This is a genomic window from Nonomuraea sp. SYSU D8015 (genome assembly GCF_008065375.1).
Classification (GTDB): domain Bacteria; phylum Actinomycetota; class Actinomycetes; order Streptosporangiales; family Streptosporangiaceae; genus Nonomuraea.
In genome coordinates, this window is the sequence record NZ_VJYI01000030.1 from 1 (window position 1) to 20,705 (window position 20,705).

18 protein-coding genes and 8 pseudogenes are annotated in these 20,705 nt (G+C 68.7%); 16 read left to right on the forward strand and 10 right to left on the reverse strand.

Features of this window, described 5'->3' with window-relative positions:
* Positions 1–183 (forward strand): hypothetical protein (locus tag ID574_RS61095; protein WP_223167974.1); only part of this gene is annotated, 183 nt, incomplete at its 5' end.
* 430 nt (positions 184–613) lie between these two features.
* Positions 614–1,192 carry a sugar O-acetyltransferase gene (locus tag ID574_RS51990; protein ID WP_223167975.1) on the forward strand — a complete coding sequence of 193 codons (579 nt, stop codon included), beginning with the start codon at positions 614–616 and terminating at the stop codon, positions 1,190–1,192.
* A 229-nt stretch (positions 1,193–1,421) separates the two neighbouring features.
* On the opposite strand, the gene ID574_RS51995 is transcribed toward ID574_RS51990, so the two are convergent.
* Positions 1,422–2,375 carry a GlxA family transcriptional regulator gene (locus ID574_RS51995; protein ID WP_188196524.1) on the reverse strand — a complete coding sequence of 318 codons (954 nt, stop codon included), beginning with the start codon at positions 2,373–2,375 and terminating at the stop codon, positions 1,422–1,424.
* A 254-nt stretch (positions 2,376–2,629) separates the two neighbouring features.
* Between ID574_RS51995 and ID574_RS52000 the strand changes: the two genes are divergently transcribed.
* Positions 2,630–3,235 carry an HD domain-containing protein gene (locus tag ID574_RS52000; RefSeq protein ID WP_188196525.1) on the forward strand — a complete coding sequence of 202 codons (606 nt, stop codon included), beginning with the start codon at positions 2,630–2,632 and terminating at the stop codon, positions 3,233–3,235.
* A gap of 26 nt (positions 3,236–3,261) precedes the next feature.
* On the opposite strand, the pseudogene ID574_RS52005 reads toward ID574_RS52000, so the two are convergent.
* Positions 3,262–3,690: pseudogene (locus ID574_RS52005) on the reverse strand (recombinase family protein); the annotation flags it as partial.
* Between the two features lie 209 nt (positions 3,691–3,899).
* Between ID574_RS52005 and ID574_RS63220 the strand changes: the two are divergent.
* Together ID574_RS63220 and ID574_RS52015 are read left to right on the forward strand one after the other, a co-directional pair.
* Positions 3,900–4,019, forward strand: a complete 120-nt coding sequence (locus ID574_RS63220) for a helix-turn-helix domain-containing protein (RefSeq protein ID WP_442939444.1) — start codon at positions 3,900–3,902, stop codon at positions 4,017–4,019.
* Positions 4,016–5,037, forward strand: a pseudogene (locus ID574_RS52015) (IS630 family transposase); the annotation flags it as partial. The gene ID574_RS63220 and the pseudogene ID574_RS52015, both read left to right, overlap by 4 nt.
* Positions 5,038–5,068: 31 nt before the next feature.
* On the opposite strand, the gene ID574_RS52020 reads toward ID574_RS52015, so the two are convergent.
* Entirely contained in the window at positions 5,069–6,499 is a 1,431-nt protein-coding gene (locus ID574_RS52020; RefSeq protein WP_188196528.1) for a serine hydrolase domain-containing protein, read from the reverse strand.
* Positions 6,500–6,894: 395 nt separating this feature from the next.
* On the reverse strand, positions 6,895–8,088 hold the full coding sequence (locus tag ID574_RS52025) for a cupin domain-containing protein (protein WP_336245638.1): 1,194 nt from the start codon (positions 8,086–8,088) through the stop codon (positions 6,895–6,897).
* Between ID574_RS52025 and ID574_RS52030 the strand changes: the two genes are divergently transcribed.
* On the forward strand, positions 8,069–9,871 hold the full coding sequence (locus tag ID574_RS52030) for an asparagine synthase-related protein (RefSeq protein WP_188196530.1): 1,803 nt from the start codon (positions 8,069–8,071) through the stop codon (positions 9,869–9,871). The two genes, ID574_RS52025 and ID574_RS52030, sit on opposite strands and share 20 nt — an antisense overlap.
* Positions 9,872–10,249: 378 nt before the next feature.
* Here ID574_RS52030 and ID574_RS63225 read toward each other — a convergent pair.
* Positions 10,250–10,426: pseudogene (locus ID574_RS63225) on the reverse strand (NAD-dependent epimerase/dehydratase family protein); the annotation flags it as partial.
* Between the two features lie 287 nt (positions 10,427–10,713).
* Between ID574_RS63225 and ID574_RS52040 the strand changes: the two are divergent.
* The 3 genes and pseudogenes from ID574_RS52040 (at position 10,714) to ID574_RS61115 (ending at position 13,110) form a co-directional block, all read left to right on the forward strand.
* Positions 10,714–11,943 carry an ROK family transcriptional regulator gene (locus ID574_RS52040; RefSeq protein WP_188196531.1) on the forward strand — a complete coding sequence of 410 codons (1,230 nt, stop codon included), beginning with the start codon at positions 10,714–10,716 and terminating at the stop codon, positions 11,941–11,943.
* A gap of 26 nt (positions 11,944–11,969) precedes the next feature.
* A pseudogene (locus ID574_RS62560) lies at positions 11,970–12,200 on the forward strand (galactonate dehydratase); the annotation flags it as partial.
* Between the two features lie 238 nt (positions 12,201–12,438).
* Positions 12,439–13,110: an enolase C-terminal domain-like protein gene (locus ID574_RS61115; RefSeq protein ID WP_262496165.1), complete on the forward strand. Its 672-nt coding sequence runs from the start codon at positions 12,439–12,441 to the stop codon at positions 13,108–13,110.
* A 382-nt stretch (positions 13,111–13,492) separates the two neighbouring features.
* On the opposite strand, the gene ID574_RS52050 is transcribed toward ID574_RS61115, so the two are convergent.
* Together ID574_RS52050 and ID574_RS52055 are read right to left on the reverse strand one after the other, a co-directional pair.
* Entirely contained in the window at positions 13,493–14,473 is a 981-nt protein-coding gene (locus ID574_RS52050; RefSeq protein ID WP_223167977.1) for a glycoside hydrolase family protein, read from the reverse strand.
* 280 nt (positions 14,474–14,753) lie between these two features.
* On the reverse strand, positions 14,754–15,404 hold the full coding sequence (locus tag ID574_RS52055) for a TetR/AcrR family transcriptional regulator (protein ID WP_188196532.1): 651 nt from the start codon (positions 15,402–15,404) through the stop codon (positions 14,754–14,756).
* A 40-nt stretch (positions 15,405–15,444) separates the two neighbouring features.
* On the opposite strand from ID574_RS52055, the gene ID574_RS52060 reads away from it, so the two are divergent.
* The 6 genes and pseudogenes from ID574_RS52060 to ID574_RS52085 form a co-directional block, all read left to right on the forward strand.
* Complete coding sequence (locus ID574_RS52060; protein WP_223167978.1) at positions 15,445–16,869, forward strand: MFS transporter; 1,425 nt, start codon at positions 15,445–15,447, stop codon at positions 16,867–16,869.
* A complete protein-coding gene (locus tag ID574_RS52065; protein WP_188196533.1) occupies positions 16,866–17,852 on the forward strand; it encodes a saccharopine dehydrogenase family protein in 987 nt (328 codons plus the stop codon). Before ID574_RS52060 ends, ID574_RS52065 begins: the two co-directional genes overlap by 4 nt.
* Positions 17,853–17,857: 5 nt before the next feature.
* Positions 17,858–18,040, forward strand: a pseudogene (locus ID574_RS52070) (metal-sensing transcriptional repressor); the annotation flags it as partial.
* A gap of 28 nt (positions 18,041–18,068) precedes the next feature.
* A complete protein-coding gene (locus ID574_RS52075; protein WP_188195916.1) occupies positions 18,069–18,281 on the forward strand; it encodes a heavy-metal-associated domain-containing protein in 213 nt (70 codons plus the stop codon).
* Positions 18,282–18,398: 117 nt separating this feature from the next.
* Positions 18,399–18,779 (forward strand): hypothetical protein, encoded by a 381-nt coding sequence (locus tag ID574_RS52080; protein ID WP_223167979.1) that lies wholly within the window; start codon positions 18,399–18,401, stop codon positions 18,777–18,779.
* A gap of 96 nt (positions 18,780–18,875) precedes the next feature.
* Positions 18,876–19,124: pseudogene (locus ID574_RS52085) on the forward strand (cation transporter); the annotation flags it as partial.
* A gap of 51 nt (positions 19,125–19,175) precedes the next feature.
* Here the strand turns inward: ID574_RS52085 and ID574_RS63230 are convergent.
* The 3 genes and pseudogenes from ID574_RS63230 to ID574_RS52095 form a co-directional block, all read right to left on the reverse strand.
* Positions 19,176–19,232: pseudogene (locus tag ID574_RS63230) on the reverse strand (hypothetical protein); the annotation flags it as partial.
* Positions 19,233–19,414: 182 nt separating this feature from the next.
* Positions 19,415–19,561, reverse strand: a pseudogene (locus tag ID574_RS63235) (response regulator); the annotation flags it as partial.
* Between the two features lie 3 nt (positions 19,562–19,564).
* Positions 19,565–20,179, reverse strand: coding sequence for a TetR/AcrR family transcriptional regulator (locus ID574_RS52095; protein ID WP_188196534.1), 615 nt, complete (start codon positions 20,177–20,179; stop codon positions 19,565–19,567).
* 89 nt (positions 20,180–20,268) lie between these two features.
* Between ID574_RS52095 and ID574_RS52100 the strand changes: the two genes are divergently transcribed.
* Complete coding sequence (locus tag ID574_RS52100) at positions 20,269–20,679, forward strand: nuclear transport factor 2 family protein (protein WP_188196535.1); 411 nt, start codon at positions 20,269–20,271, stop codon at positions 20,677–20,679.
* Positions 20,680–20,705: the final 26 nt, after the last annotated feature.

Genomic DNA, 20,705 nt, shown 5'->3' on the forward strand with positions numbered 1-20,705 from the left:
CTGTACTGCCTCGATGACCAGGGAAGACAGTCCCGCAAATACCACACCCACAAGATCGTCGATCTTCAGCACGGCCCAGCCTGGCAGGGATCACTCAGTGCCACCACCGATTACGGGCCAGAGCCGAAGACCGTACAGTCCCCATTGGTAATCTTGCGAGCTGTCCGGAAAGAGCATGAATGAGTGGTACTCGTCGTAGGTGGCCGGTGATCAGCTCCACGTCCTGTCCTGTCCTGCGCCGCTGCTGTCCACGACGGTCGCCTCGCACGCGGCCAGGAGGCGAGAGGGAGGAGCGGGTCCATCTGGTGCTGGGCCAGCTCAGCGTCGTCCAGGCGGCGCGCTGCTGCGCCGGATGGCGTCGGGCTTGCGTGGGTCCTCGGCCTTGCGTAGGGTGCCGGTCACTCGTGATCCATTTAGCGACGCGGCGGGGTTTTGGTGGCGGCGGCATCCTCGGCGCGCGGGTAGATGGCGAGAGCGTCACCCTCACCGGACCCCAACGGCTTGCGGGTAGCGGCGAAGCGTCTGTCCGGCGCCGCGAGCGTCGTTCCCGAAGCTCGGCGTACAGGTTTGAGGGGAGAACAGCAGCGTGCCTCAGAGTGACGAGCAAGCGGTCTTGGACCGGATCCGTCAGGGTCTCGTCTACACCGAGTCGGAAGCATCGTTCAAGGATTCTCAGCGACGTACCGATCTCATCTTCGAGTACAACCACACACCCCCCAGAGAAACTGACAGGCGGAAGTCGCTACTCGGCGCGATCCTCGGGTCGGTCGGAGAGCGCGCCGTACTGCTCCCGCCCTTCCATGCCGGATTTGGAAGCAACGTCCATATCGGTGATGACTTCTTCGGTAACGTCAATCTCACCTTCGTCGACGACGTGGACATCCGCATCGGTGACGGCGTCATGATCGCGCCAAGTGTGACGCTCACGACAACGGGGCACCCGGTGCATCCCGCGCGCCGGGTCGACTACGGGCGGTTCTCGGAACCAATTGTGATCGAAGACAAGGTCTGGATCGGCAGCAACGCCGTCGTCCTGCCGGGCGTCCGTATCGGCTACGGATCCGTCATCGGCGCGGGCAGCGTCGTCAGTCGCGATATCCCTCCGATGGTGGTCGCCGTCGGGACGCCCTGCCGGGTGCTCCGACCCATCACAGATGACGATCTGACAACCCGGGCCGCGGTCGTCGGCTAGCTAGTAGTGGCCTGGCCGCGTGTCGCTTCTCCGCCCAACCCCGAAGCCGATCGTCGCCAGCGCTGGGCATCGCCTCAGCAGCCTCCTTGGCGAGGTCTAGATCACCTACGCCAAGTCCGGCGACCACAAGCGGTTCGAACTCCTGCACGCGGCCGGACAGGGTACTGGAAGTGCGGCCGGGCGCCGCTGACATCGTGCGAAGGCGGAGAATCGCCCGCCTCGCCCGCTGTCAGCCTGCGGAGAAGGTCCTGCGGTAGGTGCTTGGGGGGACGCCGACGGTTCGAGTGAAATGGTGGCGGAGGTTGGCGGGGCTGCCGAGCCCTGAGCGTTCGGCGATTCGGTCGATGGGCAGGTTGGTGGTTTCCAGGAGTTCGCGGGCGTGCTCGATCCGGATGTTGCGCAGCCAGTTCATCGGCGTTGTGCCGGTCACGGTGTGGAAGCGGCGGTTGAGAGTGCGGGTGGTGACGTTCGCCTGTTGCACGAGGGTCGAGATCGTCAGGGGTTGGTCCAGCCGTCGACGTGCCCAGTCCAGCAGGGGAGCTAGTTGGTCCATGTCATCGATGACAGTGCCGGTGTCAAAGTACTGGGCTTGGCCTCCGGGCCGGTGCGCGGGCATGACCAGGCGCTTGGCGAGGGCGTTGGCGATGGCGGCGCCGTAGTCGGTACGGACGATGTGCAGGCACAGATCGAGTCCGGCGGCGGTTCCCGCGCTGGTGAGGACGTTGCCATCGTCGATGTAGAGCACGGACGCGTCGACCAGGACCTTGGGGTAGCGACGGGCGAGCAGGTCGGCATACATCCAGTGAGTGGTGGCCGGCCGCCCGTCCAAGATGCCGGCGGCCGCCAGCACGAACGCGCCGGAGCACAAGGAGACGATCCGGGCCCCGTTGCCATGGGCGGCGCGAACGGCTGCGACGAGTTCGGCCGGCTGGTCGTCGTGGACGTCACGGCAGGCAGGAATCACGACGGTGTCGGCCTCGACCAGGGCGTCCAGGCCATAGGCGGTCTCCGGGGCGAAGCCGGCGGTGGTGCGGGGTCGTTCGCCGGCCGGCACGCATACCCGGAAGTCGTACCAGGAGTCGGTCAGATCCGGGCGCCGGTAGCCGAACACCTCGCACGGGATGGCGACTTCGAAGTTCGGCGCGCCGTTGGTGACGGCGACGGCGACGACACGGGAGGTCATGTCACTATTTAAGCAATCATTGTCAGTATTGCCACTTGGGCGCTCGATGTGCCGCGGGTGATGATGACGCTCATGAGAGACGCGGCTGGCATGGGAGACGAGGCACCGGGCAGGGGGCAGCCATCACCACCGAAGAGGCCTTTTCTCTGAGCCGCGACTCGTTCGACCCGGCTTCCGGACCGACGGCATGGTGAGCCGATGTTGATCAAGCCGCACATAGCGGAATCGTGTTCGATCGTAAGGAGACCAGGCGGATGCTGATCGAGGTTGCAGGGGTGCACGTACCTGGCGGGCGGGCGGCAGAAGCCGCGCAGCAGGTCTGTGAGGAGTACGCCGACGACGCGCTGTACCACCACTGTGTGCGGTCATACTTCTTCGGCGCGGCCTGGGCGCAGGCGCGTGGCCTGGACTTCGACCGGGAGCTGTTCTTCGTTTCGGCGTTGCTCCATGACTTGGCTCTGGTTGCGCCCTTCGACAGTCACACGCTCCCGTTCGAAGAGGCTGGTGGCCACCTGGCCCGGGTCTTCACGGCCGGTCTCGGCTGGCCGACTGAGCGACGCGACCGGGCAGCTGAAGTGATTGTGCTCCATATGCGCGACGACGTTGCGCCGGAAGTGGACGTGGAGAGCCGACTGTTGCAGGTGGGGACCAGCGCGGATGTATCCGGGTCAGGCCTGGAGGCATTCAACCCCTCTTTCAGGAAAGCACTCGTCGCAGCGTATCCCCGGCTGGGCTTCGCCAAGTCCTTCGTACGCCTGTTCCAAGACCAGGCGGAGCGTAAGCCAGAGTGCGCAGCGGCGCAGCTGGTAGCGGGGGAGTGGGCGAAACGGACTGTGCGCAATCCGCTCGATCAAAGCTGACGCCAGGTGGGCTCAACGGCGCGTGTTCATGTGGACTCCCCGGGAGCGGTGAGGGTGGCGTACTCGGCGTGCGCTGCCGCGACGGCGTCGGGATGGCGCTGGGCCTTGTGGTGGGCGGCCACGGCACGGTAAAGGCTGGCCGGGGAGGGGTTTTGGCCTTTGGGTTTGCCGGTGGGGATGATCAGGTCCTTGCGGATCTCCTCGACGCGTTCGCCGGCTGCGCGGCGTCGCAGCAGGGTGTGGATCATGTCGTCGGTGATGACGGCGGGGCGGCCGCCATGGTTGCCCTTGCGGGCCGCGGCGTCCAGCCCTTCCAGCGTGGCCTCGCGAATGGCTTCTCGCTCGGTCTCGGCCATGGCGGCGAAGAACGCGAACAGCATCCGGCCTGGCCCGGCGGGGTCATAGGTTCCGGCGAGCGGCCCGGCGAGCATCTCCAGGACCAGGCCGTGCGCGGTGAGGTGGTCGGCTAATGCTCTTCACCCTTAATTTGCGCCATAAGTCCTATGTTGCTCTGATGGCGCGCTCTGGTCCTCAGGCAGTTCAGATCGTCCTGTCCGACGGCGAGCGTGATCAGCTCACGCAGTTGGCGGCGGGCTCCTCGAAGCCGGCCTGGCGGGCGCGGTTGGTGCTGGCCTGCGCGGAGCCGGGCAGCAGCAACGCGGGGGTGGCCGCCGCGATGGGTGCCACGCCGGATACGGTGCGCAAGTGGCGGAGCCGGTTCGCGAGGTCGCGACTGGCGGGGCTCGCCGACGAGGCGAGGTCGGGTCGGCCAAGGCCGCATTGACCCTCAGCGATGATGAGCGTGCCACGTTGACGCGCTGGGCGCGGCGGGCCAGCAGCGCCCAGGAGTTGGCTCAGCGCTCCAAGATCGTGCTGGCTTGCGCGGACGGTGCGAGCAACGCCGACGTGGCTGCCCGGTTGGGGTGGGCGCGCACATGGTGGCCAAGTGGCGGCGGCGCTTCATCGAGTTCCGACTGGAGGGACTGGTCGATGAGCCGCGGCCGGGTCGTCCCCCGACGATCAGGGATGAGCAGGTCGAACAGGTCATTATCGACACCTTGGAGTCGACCCCGAAGGGTGCGACGCACTGGTCGCGCGCCTCGATGGCCAAGCAGTCGGGGCTGTCGCCTTCGACGGTGGGCGGATCTGGAAGGCGTTCCGGCTCAAGCCGCATCGGGCCGAGACGTTCAAGCTGTCGAAGGACCGCTGTTCATCGAGAAGGTCCATGATGTCGTCGGACTGTATCTGAATCCGCCTGAGCATGCCGTGGTCCTGTGCGCTGATGAGAAGTCCCGGTCCAAGCTCTGGACCGGTCGCAGTCGGTGCTGCCGATGATGCCCGGGATGCCCGAGCGGCGCACCCATGACTACGTGCGTCACGGCACCAGCAGTCTGTTCGCGGCGTTCGACATCGCCGACGGGAAGGCGATCGCCTCGATGCACCGGCGGCACCGGTCGGTGGAATGGCTGAAGTTCCTCAAGAAGATCGATCGCGGGGTGCTGGCTCACCTGCAGCTGCACATCGTGTGTGACAACTACGGCACTCACAAGACCCCGGCCGTTCAGACGTGGCTGGCCGCCCATCCCCGTTTCCACGTGCACTTCACGCCGACCAGCGCCTGCTGGCTGAACCAGGTGGAACGCTGGTTCGCCCTGATCACCGACAAACTGATCCGGCGGGGCGTCCACACCAGCGTCACCGCGCTGGAGAAGGACATCCTGGCGTGGGTGGACATCTGGAACGAGGACCCCAAGCCGTTCGTCTGGATCAAGACAGCCGAAGAGATCCTCGAATCCCTAGAGTTACTTCTGCGTCGCATTAAGGCGAGGAACACTAGGCGACGTCGGGCCGGGTCATCAGCGGCGACCGCAGATGCAACTGCAGGCTGGAGCCGGTCAGGGGCACGGTGCCCCATGTCGCCACCGCTGTCCCCGCGTCGGCGTCGAGCACCAGCCGGACCCGGTGCGGGGTGGTGATGACGTAGAGGTCAGCGACGAACGTGTTGCCCTGCCAGGCGCCGGCGGCGACGACCGGGCGGCCGAGCGGCGAGCTTTCCCGCCACTCACCGTGGCCGACGGCGACCTTGAGGGACGCCCCCAGTTGCAGGTGCCATCCGCCGTCCACCGGCTCGACGGCCACCGTGGTTCCGTCGGGCAGGGCCGAATCCTCGGCGGAGGCGTCGATCCTCGCCGCACCGGAACGGGAAGGGGCAGCCGAACCCGGCACCGGAGCGAGTGACAGCCGCCGCAGCCGATCGGCGAGGATCTCGTCGTCCCGGGCGCTTCCCGCGCCATCCAGGCCGGGCAGCAGGCACTCCCATATTGCGTCGAGCATTGCCTGTGCCTGCGTATTGCCGCCGGTCACGGCGACCACGAGATCGTGGGAAGGGACGACCACGCATTGCTGGCCGAAGGAGCCGTGCCCGTGGTAACCGTGACGCGACATCCAGAACTGGTAGCCGTACCCGCAAAGAAAGTCTGGGTTAGCCGAGTTGTCTTCAAGTTGCCGGGTCTCGATGTGTCGTTTGGTGGCGAGCTCCACCCATTCGCGCGGGACGAGCTGGCGGTCGCCCCAGACACCTCCGCGCAGCAGCAGTTCGCCGAAGGCGGCGACGGCCTCGGTCGTGAGGTGGAGTCCGTGGAATCCGAAGGCGGCACCGCTCGCCACCCGGTCCCATTCGGCGTGGTCGACGCCCATGGGCTTGAAGAGGCGGTCGTCGAGCAGTTCCGGGAGGCTGCGGCCGGTGACCCGTTCCACCATCCGGGCCAGGAGGAAGGTGGTTGCATTGTCGTAGGTGTGCCGGGTCCCCTCAGGCTCGGAGAACGGTACGCGCAGGAAGCCCTTCACCAGGTCGTCCGGTTCCAGCTGCCAGGCCTCGGCGAGGCTGTCCGTGCTGTGCCCGGCCGTCATGGACAGCAGGTGGTGAACGGTGAGGCGGCGTCCCTGCTCCGAGATGTCGGCCGGAACGTGGTCGGGTAACACGTCGACCACCCGGTCGTCCATCGAGAGTCGCCTGTCTGCGATCGCGAGCCCCACCGCGATCGAGGTGAACGACTTGGTCAGCGAGTAGAGAAGGTGCGGGCGTTCGGCCGAGTACGGCGCCCACCATCCTTCAGCCACGACGTGACCGTGGCGTACGACCATGATGGAGTGGAGCTCGACGGATTGTGCTTCGAGCCGGTCCAGCAACGCGGCGATCGAACGGGACGAGACGCCCGAAGCCGCCGGTGTCGAGCGCGATAGCAAGGCCGGCTGAGAACGCATGCGGGCACCCTAACAAGGCGGACTGCCTGATTCCTCCGAATTTCCTGCGCGACGAGACGACCGCCGTCAAGCCGGGCTATTAACCTGAGGTGACGCCAGTGCGCCGTTCAGGAGGAACTCGAGGTCGTCCGCTGTTTATGGACCATTCCATGCGTCGAGTTCGCGTGAACCCAAGGGAGGTGCTCCTCGGCGGCGGTCTTCAGGACTGCTCTGGCGCTGTCGGCATAGCGAACCGCGACCTTGAGCCGAGCTTGCCGGTCGCCCGTTTGTCGATATGGCTCTCTGGGCGGGCGGGAAGCCGAACAGGCGGGCTTCAGTCATACTGAGGGCTGCTACGACCAGCGCGACCACTACGCCCATGGCCGCTCCAGCGCTCACCTGGAGGGTGGGAGGTGTCAGGGCTGCCGATCGGAAAGTGGGCGTGGCGGCGTTTTGGAGATCGCCGAGTTCTGTCGGCGGTAAGCGCCGGGAGGGTGCCGAAGTGCCGTTTGAAGGCGGTGGCGAACGCGTACTCCGAGCCGTAGCCGACCTTCCTCGCCACTGCCTCCAGTGGACTCGCGGAGCGTCTGAGCAGCCACGTTCATCCGTACCCAGGTGAGATAGCCGAGCGGCGGCCGGCCGACGAGCGCAGTGAAGCGGCGGGCGAACGCGGATCGCGACAACCCCGCCTCCGCGCCGAGGTCATGGACCGTCCATGGCCGGCCGGGGTCGTTGTTGATGCGGCATAGCACGTGGCTGATCACGCGGTCGTTCAAGGCCGGGCCCCAGCCGAGTCCGGCGCCATGGGTCGCGTACCAGGCGCGTAGCGCGAAAAGCAGCAGGGTGTCGAGCAATGAGCCGATCGCCGACTCCGTTCCGATGTCTGGCTTGTGCAGCTCCCCGTTCAGGAGGTCGATCACGTTACGCAACGGCGACTGGTGTCCCAGCTGGGCCGGAAGGTGAATGATGTCGGGCAGGTCGTTGATGATCGGACGGCAGCGCTTGTCGTCGACGGGGAACATTCCGCTCAGTGTCACGGCGGAGACCGGCCGACCGGAGGGTCCCAGCGAGACCGTCTGCGGTTCGAGCCGGAATTCGTCCCCTCGCAGGAGAGGGACATCTTCCAGTTCCGTAGCGGGGCTGTCGGCGAGACTCATGGCCGGTTTTCTCCGGGTGACTGCGCTGACACCCTCCTGGACTGGGACCTGCCCCGCTGCCAGAGGAGCACCTCGGTCGCCGGGACCCGCGGTGGCGTGAACCCTTTCCGGGGCTGACGACAAGACACCGCTGAGGCCGTGCCCGCCCGCCACTCCCGGGCGGGTAACGCCTCGCAGTTCAGACACCAAGAACCCGGCCTCGCGTCCGCGAATCCGGCAGACCCGCAAAGGAGTCCTCCCATGACGGCGCCCGCCGTTGCCTTCGTGCAGCAGGAAAGCGGAGCCTGCCCAGGAGGCGGTGCCTTCTTCGCGCGAGGCGATCCGGGTGGCGGCGTCCTCCGTTCGCCGTCGCGCAGGTGTTGGGGCTCTCCGTCCGGTTCGCCCACGCCGCCCCCCTGGCCCAGCTTGAAGCCCAGCTAGAGAGGAAATCTGCATGCGCGTATACCTGGCCATGGTCGCAAAGCGCCCAGGGGTGGATCTCAGCCGACATCTCTCTCTGGCTCGCTCGCTTCTCAGGGACGTCTTTCCCGTGCCGTTGGAAACCGTCGACGCCGCCGAGTGGGTGAGTGCGGACAGTGCGTTGCTTGCCTGGTCCAACGAGGAAGGCGCCGATGGGCGCCCACCGTTGATCGTGCGGGAGAACCGTGACGGCTTGGGGATAAGCGGCACGGTCGCCTCGCAGCGGGATGTGCGGCGCCTCACTCAAGCGCCCGTCTTACGCGATGTGACCGCGGACCTCTCCGGATGCTTCTCCGTCATCCGGGTGGCCGAAGAGGAGATTCAGGCCGCCACCGCAAGCACGAGGGCCCTGTCCGTCTTCTACGCCGAGAATGAGGATCTGCACCTGGTGGGAACCCGTGCTCTGCACGTGCACCTCGTGGCGAACAACGGAAAAGTCGCCTGGAACGAGGTCGCCCTTCAAACCATGATCCGCCAGGGATACTTTCTCTCCGACGAGACCCCTTATCGAGGGGTGACGGCACTCGGGCCATCCTCCATCGTCACGGTGAAGGGCGGTCGCCGGAGTATTGTCACGCGTTCGCTGCCACCGGCCGAACCGATGCCGGCCTCAGCGAGAGCCAAACGCAGGGCGATCAGCCAGTTAGGTGATGCTCTCGTCGCCGCCGTCGAGCCACTGCGCACCGTCTCCGCATCGGTGAATCTGGCGCTGACGGGTGGGCGTGACAGCCGTCTGATGGCCGCGCTTCTGCACGCGGCCCGTGTCCCTTTCCGCGCGACCACCAACGGGCTTGACACTCACCCGGACGTGATCATCGCCAGAGCGATCGCCGCTCACCTGCGTATCGACCATACGGTCATCCCGCCGGTGCAGAACGAGGCGAAGGACGCCGTACTAGTCCCGCACCCGAGCGTGCGCGCCTATGAGGTGATCCGCGCCTGCGAAGGCATGACCTCCGCGTACGAGAGCATCGTGGACTACCGGCCGTACTCCACCATGCCCACCATGTCCGGGCAGAGCGGTGAGATCCTCAGGGGCGGTTTCCTGTACAGCCAGGGGCAGACCACTGATAAGGCAATGCGTCGCAGGGTTGATGACCTTTTCCTCAAGAACGAGCCGCTCTTCACCGACGAGGCGAATGAGCACGCGCGCGAGTTGGCGGCGCCATGGCTGCGACGAGCCGGTGAGAATCCGTGGGAAGTGCTCGACCACCTGTATGTCACATACCGAGTAGGACGTTGGCATGCTGCAGCAAGGACCGGTTCGCTGCGGCGTGGAGATCCGATTCAGCCGTTTCTCGACAATCGCGTGGTGACCGAGGCGCTGTCGCTCGATCAGCGGTGGCGCCATTCGGAAGAAGTTGTCTACGAGCTGACCCGTCGGCTGGCTCCCGGTCTGCAGAAGATCGAGCTTGAGGGAAAACCCTGGCGTTTCCAAGCCGGGAAAGCGGAGTCACCCGGCAGATGGTGGCAGCGGAAGCCCTCCATGAGGACTCCTGTACCACCGGTCGCGAAGCGTGGAAGCAGCTGGAACTGGCGTACCAGCCCAGGCCCGCACCTGTCCGCGCTTCTCGGAGAGTTCGTACTCGAACGAGCCGATGCTCTGGCCTCCCTCGTGCGAGGCGACGAATTGAAGGCTTTCTTCTCCGAACCTGTCATCAAACAGCCCGCGCTGGCGTGGAATCTCTACACGGTCGCCGCCCTGCTCACCGGAGCCTATCCCGGAGAACCCCCGGCGATCACAGAACCCGTACGCATCGAGATCCCGCAGATCTAGGGCCTGTACCGACTTCAGATCTTCAGATGGGGAAGGCTTCGGATCCACAAGATGGCTCCGCGTTCGCGCAGGGCGTGCCGGTCGACGATGAACAGCGTCTCCAGCCGGGAGCGGGATGACGCCGTCGCCGCGGCGGGTGGTCTTGTGGCGGGTCAGACATCCCTGGATTTGGATTGTCAAGCGGCGAGGTCGTGTTGCCGGTGTGACCAGGCGGTTGCCCGGTCGTAGGCGGTGTGGGTTTTCAGCATCCATGGAGGATGCCGACCAGGCGGTTGCCATGCCGAGGTAGTGCCGTTCTGTCAGTGGCCAGCCGGTCAGGCCGAGCCGCAGGCAGGTGACCGAGGCGCCGGTGCGCTCCGCGTGGGAACGGCCGAGTGCCTCGACGACGACCTTGCTGAGCCCGTACGCGCAGCACGGCCGGGGATCCAGCCGCGGGCTGACCGGCCAGAACTCCGGCCGGTTGCGCTCGCCGGCGGCATGCAGCGAACTGGCCAGCACGATCTTCGGCACGGCGTGGGCGGCGGCCGCCTGCAGGAGCGCGGCCGTCGGCCGCACGTGCGTCGGCTCTCGGAGCCGTGTCGACGAGACGGAGCTTGTGGTGTCGCCGGAGGTACGGCCGTAGGACGGTGCCGACCCGGCCGAGACCGCCGGTGATCACTACTAGCTGCTTGTCACGATCGTTCCGCGGTGCGTCCATGTCGCCATCCAGGTCAACCGGCCGGGACCGATACCCGAACTTGCCGGAAATTGTTCGAGCACTGTTGGGTTTGTGTCAAGAGTGTTGCCGCAGAATGTCGAAAGTCCGTTGACGCTGGAACGGTGGCGCGCCGATACTCGACCACGTGGCTACAAAGGACACCGGATCCCTGAGAGCGCTCCGGCGGACGAACTCGGAGCGCCTGCTCTCCGCGCTGATGGAGCACGGCGTGCTGCACCGCGCGGAGCTCGCGCGACTGTCAGGACTTTCGCGCACCACGGTGTCGACCATCGTCGGTGAGCTGATCGCGAGCGGTGTGGTGATCGAGTCCGCCGGCGACGCCGACACCTCGGACGTGGACGGGCGAGCACGTGCGTTCCTCCGCGCCAACCCCGCCGCGGGCACCGCGGCCGGGCTCGACTTCACCCTCGAACGCATCTGGTGCCATGTCACCGACCTCGCCGGCACGACGCTCGCCAGCGAAGGCGCGACCGTGGCGCCGGACACGCCCTGGCAGGAGCGGCTGGCCGCGGGCCTCGGCCTGCTCGACGACCTGCTCGCCGCGGCGGGCCAGGACCGCTCGGCGCTGCTCGGCCTCGCCGTCGGCGTCCCGGGCCCGATCGACCTGCGCACCGGCGTGGTCGGACCGTCGCTGCCGGGCCAGGCCTGGGTGGGCGTGAACGTGGCACAGGAGTTCGGCCGGCACCTGTCCTGTCCGGTGCTGGCCGAGGTCAACACCCGGCTGGAGGCGATTGCCGAGTTCACCTGGGGGGCCGGCCGCGGCGTCCGCGACGTGCTCTACATCGGGCTGTCGACCGGCCTCGGCGCCGTCCTCCAGATCGAGGGCAGGCTGCATCAGGGCGGCGCCCGCGGCGGCGGCGGTGCGATCGGGCACGTCTCGGCGGACTTCTCCGGTGAGGCATGCCCGTGCGGGAACCGCGGCTGCCTCGTCCAGTACGCGTCGATTCCCGCCGTGCTCGCCGCGCTGAGGCCCACGCTGGGCCCGGACGCCGGCATCGACGACGTCCTCGCCGCGACGGCGGCCGGCGATCCCGGCTGCCGCCGCGTGTTCCAGGAGACCGGCGAGGTCGTCGGCCGGGTGCTCGCGAACGTCTGCAACCTGCTGAACCCGGAGCGGATCATCGTCGGCGGCGAGCTGGCGCGCGCCGGTGACGTCCTGCTGGAGCCGATCCGGGCCACGCTGCGCCGTTCCGCCATGGTGCTCAACCGCGACGCCGACGTCGTCGCCGCGGCCCTCGGCCTGGGAGAGCGAGCCGCGGCCTCCGGCGCGGCCGCCCTGGTCCTCCGAGAGACCGACCAGCTCGTCAGCGCGCTGCTGGCCGGTGCCGAACCCCGACCGAATGAGGCAGTTTGAAGATCATTGGATATGAGTTGTTCCTGGTGGCGCCGCGCTGGCAGTTCCTGCGGATCGACACCGACGAAGGCCTCAGCGGCTGGGGCGAACCGATCGTCGAGGGCCGCGCCGAGGCCGTCCACGGCGCCGTCACCACACTCATGGAGCACCTCGTCGGCGCTGACCCGCTGACCGTCGAGAGGCACTGGCAGGTGCTGGCCAAGGGCGGCTTCTACCGCGGCGGGCCGGTGCTGTCGAGTGCGCTGGCCGGGATCGACCAGGCCCTGTGGGACATCAAGGGCCGCTGTCACGACGCCCCCGTCCACGAGCTGCTCGGCGGCCCGGTCCGCGACCGGGTGCGGATGTACACGTGGGTGAGCGGCACGGACCCCGCCGAACTCGTGGACGACGCGTCGGCCAAGGTCGCGAGCGGGTTCACGGCCGTCAAGCTCAACGTCTCCGAAAGCCCTGCCGCCCGTGCCGAGCGCGGCCGAGATCCGGGCGATGGTGCGCCGCGTGGAGATCCTGCGCGACGCGCTCGGCGACGCCGTCGACATCGCGCTGGACTTCCACGGCCGGTTCAGCACCGCGGCGGCCCGCCGGATCCTGCCGCTGCTCGAGCCGCTGCTCCCGTTGTTCGTCGAGGAGCCGGTGCTGCCGGAGTTCGCCCGGGACATGCGCCGGATCACCGACGCGACCAGCATCCCGATCGCCACCGGCGAACGGCTCTACTCCCGGTGGGACTTCCGCGACGTCCTCCCCACCGGCATCGCGGTCGCGCAACCGGACGCTTCGCACGCGGGCGGCATCTCGGAGGTGCGGCGGATCGCGGCGATGGCCGAGGCCTACGACGTGGTGATGGCGCCGCACTGCCCGCTCGGCCCGATCACCCTGGCCGCGAGCCTGCAGATCGACCTGGCGACACCGAATTTCCTCAACTCCCGCCGGGGGTCATCACGTCGAACGCGATGCGGGCGGCGGGCCGGTCGTGATCCGGCGCCCGCACGTGGACATCGGTGTTCCAGGCGGCTCGTGACAGCATTCAGCAGCCGATCAGCGATCCGTGAGGTCATTCTGCGGTGCTGCGCCAAATCGTTTATCCGCTGCCTCCGCATGACACGCGAACGTCGGCGATCCGCCGAATTCCTGCGCCTGGTTCTCGCGAATTTCCGCCGACGGGGAGAGTGATGCGTGGCGCGCATATCGCGCCATTCTTCGCGCAGACCCGTCTCGCCGGCGGGACGGGTCTGCGCGGAAGCATCGGCCCACGTCGTTGCAGCCTTCCGCAGCGATCATTAGCGTCAGCCGAAAGGCGAGAATATGGCTGAAGAAAGGAGTAGGCGATGGAGCTGACAAACGTTCTCGAGCTGCAGGAGCTCGACACGGAGGCCAGCTGGGACGCGCTTCCCAGCAGCATGACGAGCCAGGTCACCTGCTGAGGGAGTAACCCTGCGAGAGTGTGATTGCGCACCCGCGATTCACGTCCGCGATCAGCTCCCCCGCGCTCGCCGCGCGCCCTCCGCGAGGGTGGGGCGTCGGGCGGGCTGAGCGCGCACGGATGCGGTGGACGTCATGGCCTTGGTCCTGTGCCCGATCGCCTCGCGGGTACGCGGATCAGGCGCAGCTCGTGCGCCCCGTCGGCCCGTGTCATCTCGTAGTACAGCCGCCACTCGCCATCGACGATCAGCGCCTCTACATACCGCACCGAGCCGGTGCCGTGCGGGGCGGTGACCCACGGGCCGTCGTCCGAGAGCCGGTGCCAGGTGAACAGGTCGGCCGAGACGGCGATCCCGCACCGCTCCTCGTAGTTCTCCTCGTGCGAGGCCGAGCCATCGTAAAAGCCGACATATCCGCCTTCGACGTGTACGACGCTGTTAAGGCGCGTCTGGTAGCGGTTCCAGCCCGCGCCCACCGGCAGGACCGTGCCGTGCCAGGTGAAGCTCTCGCCGTCCAGGCTGGTGGCCAGGCCGGTGGGGTGCGTGGTGGCGCCGACGTTGTAGATGTCGCCGGTCGCGTGCGCCTCGGGGGCCGGGCCGCTCAGCGCCGCGGCGAAGCTGGCGAACAAGTACGTCACCGGTCCCACGCTCATGACGTACGGGTCTTTGACGCCCTCGGTGCCGGTCGACGCCGCGGTCAGCACGGGGCGGCGGGTGGCGAGGTCGAACGCGGACGGGTCCTTCGCGGTGAGGGCGTCGATGCGCCACCTGTTGTCGGCCGGGTCCACGTACGAGATGAACAGCCGGAACCCGCCGTCGCCGGCAGGGGTGAGGCAGAAACGCTCCATCGATGAGCTGCCCAGCTCGTCCTTGTGCACCGCCCAGACGTCGGTGAAGCCGATGCCGTCGTCGCTGACGGCCACCGCGCACCTCCAGCCCCGCTCGGCCTCGGCCCCGCGCGGACGGCGCTGCCGGTAGGTGAGCCAGTACCGGTCGCCGTCGCCCAGCACGCCGGCGCATCCGGCCCAGTAGCCGGGTTCGTTCTTCTCCGGGCTGAGCACCACCGTGCCGGCCGTCGGATCGAACGGCGGGAGGGGCATGTGAACCCGATTCAAGGAAACTCCTCAAGCGTTGTGGGCAAAGCGGTCCGGCGTGACGGCGGCGCTGCCGGGCGACCGGCGCTCCACCCGGACCGCGTCCCGGATCCCGTCGGACACTCGCTCCGGGAAGGGGTCGACGTTCTCCCTCCAGCGGCGTATTTGATAACTAACGTTGAGAAATTAAAACGGCTGGAGGGCGCAACGGCAACATGCGTGATTCAACCGTTACGGGGCGCTCCCGGGTGGGCCCGGGAGGCTGATGCCGCCGCGAGCAGTCGGCTGCCGGTCCGTGCTGTCACTCCGGCGCCGTGGTGAGCAGGGTGGCGAGGGCGGTCTCGGCCCAGGCCTGCCAGGTGGCGTGCGGCCATTTCCGCTCCTTCACCAGCAGGTTGTAGGTCTCGGGCGCGAGGATCGTCAGCGCGACGTCGGCGGCGGTCTCCGGAGTGATCCCGTCGCGCAGCGTGGTCTTGCGGGCCAGGGCCTCGGTGAAGACCCGCTGGACCGTCAGCCGCTGTTCGATGTTGGCGGACCACAGCTCGGCCAGGTCGGGGTCGGTGGGGGCGGCACTGCGTACGACGTCGAGCAGGGGAGCGGCGCGCAGGTAGATGTCGGCGGCCCCGGCGACCTGACGGCGGAGCTGCCCGCGCGGATCGGGATCGGCCAGCGCGTCCTTCGCCCAGCCTCGCTCCAGGGTCGGGATGGGTTGATCGTCGCCCGCCACGGCCACGTCGAGGGCGGCGGCGAGGACGGCCTTCTTGGTGCCGAAGGCGTAGTAGACGGTCTGTTCGCTCACTCCGGCCTTGGCCGCGATCGCGCCGATGCTCGTGGTCGTGTAGCCGGTGGTGGTGAACAGCTCGGTGGCCGCCGCGACGATGCGGGCGCGGGTGGCCTCGGCGCGTGCGGCGCGGCCGTCGCGCCTCGCCGGCTGTTGTGATCTATCACTCACGCACTTGACTATAGCAGCACTACAAAAACATTCTCTTAGTGTGACTACAAAAACCTTGAGCCGGGGTGGCCTCCCGGCTCTGTTGCTGCTGACCTCGGTCGAGCTCGTGGTGTTCCTCGAAGTGTCGATCGTCAACGTCGCCCTGCCCACGATGGGCACGGCACTGGCCCTCACCTCGGCCGCGCTCGCGTGGGTCGTCAACGCCTACCAGCTCACCTTCGGTGGCTTCCAGCTCGTCGCCGGGCCGGCCGCGGACCTGCTCGGCCGCCGCCGCATGTTCCAGACCGGCCTCGCGCTGTTCACCGGCGCCTCGCTGCTGGCCGGCCTGGCCCCGGACGCCGCCACTCTCCTCGCGGGGCGGGCGCTGCAGGGCCTCGGCGCCGCCGTCGTGGTCCCCGCCGAGCTGGCCCTGCTGGCCGCCGTCTTCACCGAGCCCGCCGCCTACCGCCGAGCGTTCGGCATCTGGAGCGCCATGGCCGCCGCCGGCGCGGGCTCAGGGGTGGCACTGGGCGGCATCCTCACCCAGACCCTGGGCTGGCCGTGGATCTTCCTGATCAACGTCCCCATCGGCGTGGCGGCGCTCCTGGCGGCTCCGCGGCTGCTGCCCGCCGATCCGCCACTGAACCGCGGCGGCCTGCGGGCACGGCTGGACCTGCCCGGCGCGCTCACCGGAACGGGCTGCCTCCTCGCGCTGGTCCTCCTGGCATCCGAGCTTCCCGGCCGCGGCTGGGACCCCCTCACCGGTACGGCGGCCGCCGCACTGGTCCTGCTCGGGGCCGCCTTCACGGCCAGCCAGCGGCGCCACCCCCAGCCGATCCTGCCGCCCTCCCTCCTGCGGACGCGCGAGATCAGGGCGGGGGCCGTGGCCAACGCCCTGGTGGGCGCCTCCCACGTGCCGGCGTTCGTGCTGCTGTCGATGATGATGCAGGAGGTCCTGGGCTATTCGGCGATCGCCGCGGGGTTCGCCGTCCTGCCCGTCGCCGTGGTCAACATGGTGATCGCCCGTACGGCCCTGCCCTGGGCCATGGGGCGATTCGGGCACCGCGCCGTCCTCACCGCCGGCATGGGCCTGCTCGCCGCAGGCCTCACCGGGTACGCCCTCCTCCTGCACCCCGGAGCCGGCTACCTGACGGCCGTGCTGCCGCCCAGCCTGGTGTTCGCGGCGGGGCTGCCCGCCGTCTTCGTCGGATCCACCGCCTCGGCGGTCAGGGCCGCGCCCAAGGAGCACACGGGAGCCGCCTCCGGCCTGCTCAACACCGCCCAACGACTGGGCGCCGCGCTCGGCGTCACCGGCCTCCTCCTGGCCGCCTCGGCGTGGACCGCCGCCCGCGGAGGCACCGGCGACCCGCAGGCTCTCGCCGACGGACTGCGCCTCGGCTTCGGCGGCGCGGCCGCGCTGGCCGTGCTGGGCGTCGGCTGCGCAGTGTCGCTGTTCGCCCGCCGGCCCGAAGGAGCCACCCGATGAACACCATCCTCATCCTGGGCGGCTACGGCGCCGTGGGCCGTCACGCCGCCACGGCACTCGTCGATCACCTCCCCGGCGCGACCGTGATCGTGGCCGGGCGTAACCCGGACCGTGCCGAGCCCGTCCCCGGCGCCCCCTCCATGCGCGTGGACGCCGCCGACCCCGCCGACCTGGCAAGGGCCTTGGACGGCGTCGACGTGGTGCTCATGTGCGCCGAACTCGACAACGCCCGGGTGGCCAGAGCCTGCCTCGAACGCGGGATCCACTACCTGGACGTCTCCGCCTCCCACCCCGTGCTCGCCGCGATCGAGGACCTCGACGACCTGGCGAAGCGCCACCGGGCCACGGCGGTGCTCAGCGTCGGCCTCGTGCCCGGCATCACCAACCTGCTGGCCCGCGACGTCGCCGAACGCGCACCCGGCGAGGAGGTGCGCATCGGAGTCCTGCTCGGCTCCGGCGAGCAGCACGGACCCGCGGCCCTGGCCTGGACCCTGGACGGACTCGGCCGGCTCGCCGGCACCTGGACCATGCGTTTTCCCGAGCCGTACGGCCGGCGCACCGTCCACCGCTTCCCCTTCTCCGACCAGTACACCCTGCCCGCCACCCTCGGCATCCCGAGCGTCGCCACCGGCCTGTGCCTGGACTCCCGCCTGACCACCGCGCTGCTGGCGGCGGCGGGCCGTCCCGCCGTCGCACGGCTGTTGCGCCGCCCGCGCGTCCGTGGCCTGATGCTCGCCGCGCTGGAGAAGGTCCACCTGGGCGGTGACGCCTTCGCCGTCACCGCCCGCGCGGGAACCGTCCAGGCCACCTTCAGCGGCCGCCTGCAGAGCCGCGCCACCGGCCTGACCGCCGCCCTGCTCATTCGCCATCTGCCCGAGTTCGCGCCGGGAGTCGGGCACATCGAGCAACGGGTGGACCCCACGACCTTCCTGCACGAGCTGGCCGCCGGCGGCTTCATTCTCGAGCGGCTTGAGATACCATAGGGGGGTACCGCATCGACATCCTCACGCAGGTGTCGGCGGCCACGAGCGCCCTGCAGTCCGTCGCCCTCTCCCTGTTCGGAGACCACCTGACGCACTGCGTGGCCGAAGCCGCCGCCAATGGCGGCCCTGAGGCGCAGGCCAAGGTCAAAGAGGCTTCCGACGCGATCGCGCGGCTCGTCCGTTCCTGACGAACATCACTGGAACGGGTTGATTGACATGGCTACCGCTACCTACACCGTCAAGGGCATGACCTGCGGCCACTGCGTGAGCTCGGTGAAGGAGGAGGTCGGTGAGGTGGCGGGGGTCACCTCGGTGGAGGTGGACCTGGCCAGCGGCCTGCTGACGGTCGGCAGCGACGGGCCCGTCGACGCGGCGGAGATCGTGGCCGCGGTCGAGGAGGCCGGCTATGAGGTGGCGTCTTCGGCATGAACACCGTAACCAGGCTGGGCGCCTATGTCGTGGGGCTGACCGCCGTCTTCGGCGGCGCCCTGGGTGTCGGGAACGCGGTGGGCCAGGTCGGTCCCACCGCCCCGGTGAAGAGGGAGCATGGGACGGCCCACGGACTTCCGGTTCACGGTGACCGGGCCGGACGGCGAGCCGGTGACCGGGTATGAGGTCGAGCACGAGAAGAAGATGCATTTCATCGTGGTCTCGCGGGATCTGGCGAGCTTTCAGCACCTGCATCCGGAGATGGCCGCCGATGGGGTGTGGTCGGTGAAGCTGACGCTGGGGGCGGATCTGCTGGTCGCCGGTGACTACGCGCCGCGGGCGCCGGCCGGGGTGAGCCGCACGGCGACGGTGGACGGCCATACGGTGACGCTGAGCGGTGATCTGGTGCCGGGCCGGTCCAGCAAGCTGACGCTCCAGCACGGCGGTAAGGTCCGCACCGTGGACTTCACCGCCCTGGCCGGGACCGGCGCGCCCTGAGCCGGCGGCCGAGCCGAGTGCCGGCCCGTCGTCGCATGGGGACCACACGCACTGACCGCAGGACGCGGAGAGCGAACAGCTGAGGGGAGAGGTGGAATGTCCTTTGTCACCGAAGGCAGGGCCGTCGAGCTGACGATCGGCGGCATGACGTGTGCGTCCTGCGCGAACCGGCTCGAGCGCAAGCTGAACAAGCTTGAGGGTGTCACGGCGGCGGTCAACTATGCCACGGAGAAGGCGAAGGTCACCTTTCCCGACGGCGTTGACCCGCAGGCGTTGATCGCCGAGGTGGAGAAGGCGGGCTACACCGCCGCGCTGCCCGCCGCGCCGGCCGAGCCGGGTGCGGCGGTCGCGTACGCCGAGCTTCATGAGGAGCCGCTTGACGTGCGTCCTGATCGTTGATTCCTCGACGACGAGCGCGGCGGCGATCTCCCGGTTGGACAGCCCTCGGTCGATGAGGGCGAGTCCTCCCGCTCACGCGGTGTCAGCCCGTCCGGCTTGGACTGGTCGGCGAGGTCGGGGGGCCGGGGCTGGCGGGCCATCCGGTCGATCACGCGCCGGGTGACCGACGGTGACAGCAGCGAGTCGCCGTCTTGTCGAAGTGGTCGGGATGAGCACCCGCACCCCGGCGCGGCCCGCGAGAGTTCGCGGGTGGCCGCGATGCCGTCGAGGTCGGGCATGCGGACGTCCATGAGCACGACGTCGGGCGTCGGCCGGCACGTCCGCTCGACCACCTCCCACCCGGTCGCCGGCCAAGGGGCGGATGGCGACCACCGGATGGACACGGCTCATCGAGGCCCAGGCGAGCGGCCCGCGTCGGCGGCCGCACCGAGCATGCGGAGCACGCTGGTGTGCAGCGCATCCCGTGCCTCCTCGCTGGTCATCCGGGCGGTCGCCGACTCCTCGCCGGCGGCGTGGGCGAGCTTGACGACGGCCGCGACCAGCCAGCCGATCGGGAGCCGATCGTCGAATTCGCCGGTCCGCCGGCCACGTCGGATGACCCGTTCGATCCGGTCGCCGACGGACGTGTGCAGGTCGTGGTCCTCCTGCGGACTGAGGAGCAGTGTGCTGATCTTCTGCAGCAGTCCGGGGTAGCGCCGCGCCACCTGCTCTCCGGCGTCGAGCAGCCGGATCAGGGCGTCCTTGGCGGGTCCGGCATCGAGATCCGCGGCGTCCATGGCGGCGATGGTCTCCTCGGTGAGCCGGCCGACGACCGCCAGCAGCAATTTCTCCCGGGAAGGGAAATGGGCGTGAACGGTCTGGCGGGTCACACCCGCGGCGGCGGCGATCGTCTCCAGGCTGGCGTCGGGCTCGGCGTTGAGAACCCGGGCCGCCGCATCGAGGATGGCGGCCCTGCTGCGACGTGCATCGGCACGGCGATTGCGGGCCGGGACAGCGGTCATCTCTTACACCTTGTCAAAGTTATCGGGACCTGTATATCTTACAGCGCGTAAAAGATCGTACGTGAGTGTCCAGCACGGCGGGAGTGCCCATGCGTCCAGTCAACGACACCGATCCCCATCGGTTCATCGCCGACTTCTTCACCTCCTTCACCGACGAGCTGCTGCGGAGCGACGAGGACGCGGCGCTGATCGTCGATCGCTATCACACCGTGGACATCGTCCAGGTAGCCGACGGACACCGGATAGACCGCGACAAACTCATCGCGCACACCCGCCCGGTCCGCAAGAACCGGCCCAGCAGCCGGATCGAGGTGCATGAGGCGGTCGCCGACGGCGACACGATCGCGGCCCGCTACACCCTGCACGTGTCGCAGCGCGGCAAGGCCTTCGGCATCGAGGTCTACTTCTTCGGCCGGTTCGCCCCTGACGGGCGGATGCGCCAGGCGCACCTGCTGACCCGCAGCGTTCCCCACCAGGAGCCAGGAGCCGTGGCGATCTAGTGCGGCCATGGGAGGGTCGTGCGGCC

Excerpts from the sequence above, each read along its gene's own strand:
- ID574_RS51995 (WP_188196524.1), bottom strand. The coding sequence starts at position 2,375 with ATGACCTCCCGTGTCGTCGCCGTCGCCGTCACCAACGGCGCGCCGAAC.
- ID574_RS52000 (WP_188196525.1), top strand. The coding sequence starts at position 2,630 with ATGCTGATCGAGGTTGCAGGGGTGCACGTACCTGGCGGGCGGGCGGCA.
- ID574_RS52020 (WP_188196528.1), bottom strand. The coding sequence starts at position 6,499 with ATGCGTTCTCAGCCGGCCTTGCTATCGCGCTCGACACCGGCGGCTTCG.
- ID574_RS52030 (WP_188196530.1), top strand. The coding sequence starts at position 8,069 with ATGCGCGTATACCTGGCCATGGTCGCAAAGCGCCCAGGGGTGGATCTC.
- ID574_RS52025 (WP_336245638.1), bottom strand. The coding sequence starts at position 8,088 with ATGGCCAGGTATACGCGCATGCAGATTTCCTCTCTAGCTGGGCTTCAA.
- ID574_RS52065 (WP_188196533.1), top strand. The coding sequence starts at position 16,866 with ATGAACACCATCCTCATCCTGGGCGGCTACGGCGCCGTGGGCCGTCAC.
- ID574_RS52075 (WP_188195916.1), top strand. The coding sequence starts at position 18,069 with ATGGCTACCGCTACCTACACCGTCAAGGGCATGACCTGCGGCCACTGC.
- ID574_RS52080 (WP_223167979.1), top strand. The coding sequence starts at position 18,399 with ATGGGACGGCCCACGGACTTCCGGTTCACGGTGACCGGGCCGGACGGC.
- ID574_RS52095 (WP_188196534.1), bottom strand. The coding sequence starts at position 20,179 with ATGACCGCTGTCCCGGCCCGCAATCGCCGTGCCGATGCACGTCGCAGC.
- ID574_RS52100 (WP_188196535.1), top strand. The coding sequence starts at position 20,269 with ATGCGTCCAGTCAACGACACCGATCCCCATCGGTTCATCGCCGACTTC.